Annotated in this window: 1 protein-coding gene; it reads left to right on the top strand. The window is 57.9% G+C overall.

Annotated features, from left to right (window positions below; genetic code table 11):
- The coding region (locus H7U32_RS09730) for a sulfatase-like hydrolase/transferase (protein WP_204469846.1) at window positions 1-520 on the top strand (520 nt) is incomplete at both ends.

The following is a 520-nucleotide window of genomic DNA, read 5'->3' as shown; positions in this document are numbered from 1 at the left end:
TAAATACGCGGTGCAAAACGGCCTCATCCCGGAGGACTACCATGTATGGTGGGGCTATGAAGATGAGAAGCTCTTTGAGTTCGCCAGGCAGAAGGTGACCGAGCTGGTCGCCCAGCCGGAGCCCTTTAACCTCACCATGCTGACAGTGGACACACACTTTGAGGACGGGTATGTGTGCGAGCGCTGCCCGCAGCTCTACGGTGATGACCAGTATTCCAATGTCATGCGCTGCTCCAGCCGGCAGGTCTCCGCCTTCGTACAGTGGCTCCAGCAGCAGGATTTTTACGAGAACACCACCATCATCCTCTGCGGAGACCATCCTACCATGGACAGCGACTACTGCGAGGATATTGACAGCGGCTACACCCGGAAGACCTACACCGCCTACATCAATGCCGCGGCCCAGAAGGAGACGGAGACAAGGCGGGATTTCACCACCTTTGATCAGTTTCCCACCACTCTGGCCGCCCTGGGCGTGCAGATTGAGGGCAACCGCCTGGGGCTGGGTACCAACCTTTTC

Origin of the sequence: Bifidobacterium pullorum subsp. saeculare (assembly GCF_016899725.1) — a bacterium.
Classification (GTDB): domain Bacteria; phylum Actinomycetota; class Actinomycetes; order Actinomycetales; family Bifidobacteriaceae; genus Bifidobacterium; species Bifidobacterium pullorum_C.
This window is presented reverse-complemented; position numbering and strand designations above follow the sequence as displayed.